The following is a 722-nucleotide window of genomic DNA, read 5'->3' as shown; positions in this document are numbered from 1 at the left end:
GGCGGACGCCCGCGCCGTCAGCCCGCCTTGCGGCGGCGTGCCGGCTGCTTGCCGCCGAGCGCCGCGCATTGCGCGTGGCACGGGCAGCCGACCTCGTGATCGTTGACCATGCCGGTGGCCTGCATCAGCGCATAGCAGATCGTCGAACCGACGAACTTGCAGCCGTACGCCTTCAGCGCCTTGCTGAGCGCGTCGGACTGTTCGGTCGACGCCGGCGCGTCGCGGTACGACTGCCACGCGTTCTGGATCGGCGTATTGCCGACGAACGACCACAGGAATGCGGCGAGCGAGCCGTGCTCCTCGCGGATGCGCTGCACGGCGCGTGCATTGGTGACCGCCGATTCGACCTTCGCGCGGTTGCGCACGATGCCGGGATTCTCCAGCAGCTTCTCGATGCGCTTCGGCGTGAAGCGCGCGACCGCATCGACGTCGAAATCCGCAAAGGCTTCGCGATAGCCCGCGCGCTTGTTCAGGATCGTCGACCACGACAGCCCGGCCTGTGCGCCTTCCAGGATCAGCATTTCGAACAGGTGGCGATCGTCGTGCGACGGCACGCCCCACTCGGTATCGTGATAGTGAGCATCCGCTTCCGTCTTCACCCAGTTGCACCGCTGCGACATCGTCTGCCTCGCTTTCCGTATCGATTCGATCGCGTCAGCATAGCGGAAGCCCTTTTCACGGAACAGCCGGCCGAACGGCAGATGGGCGCGCGGCGCCGATCA

Annotated in this window: 1 protein-coding gene; it reads right to left on the bottom strand. The window is 66.3% G+C overall.

Annotated features, from left to right (window positions below; genetic code table 11):
* Positions 1 to 17: 17 nt before the first annotated feature.
* On the bottom strand, positions 18 to 620 hold the full coding sequence (locus G3N99_RS41155; protein WP_174940083.1) for a DNA-3-methyladenine glycosylase I: 603 nt from the start codon (positions 618 to 620) through the stop codon (positions 18 to 20).
* Positions 621 to 722 lie beyond the last annotated feature (102 nt).

Origin of the sequence: Burkholderia sp. Ac-20392, assembly GCF_017104585.1 — a bacterium.
Classification (GTDB): domain Bacteria; phylum Pseudomonadota; class Gammaproteobacteria; order Burkholderiales; family Burkholderiaceae; genus Burkholderia; species Burkholderia lata.
The sequence above is the reverse complement of the archived record's forward strand: the minus strand, read 5'-3'. Positions and strand labels throughout refer to the sequence as shown.

Excerpts from the sequence above, each read along its gene's own strand:
- G3N99_RS41155 (WP_174940083.1), bottom strand. The coding sequence starts at position 620 with ATGTCGCAGCGGTGCAACTGGGTGAAGACGGAAGCGGATGCTCACTAT.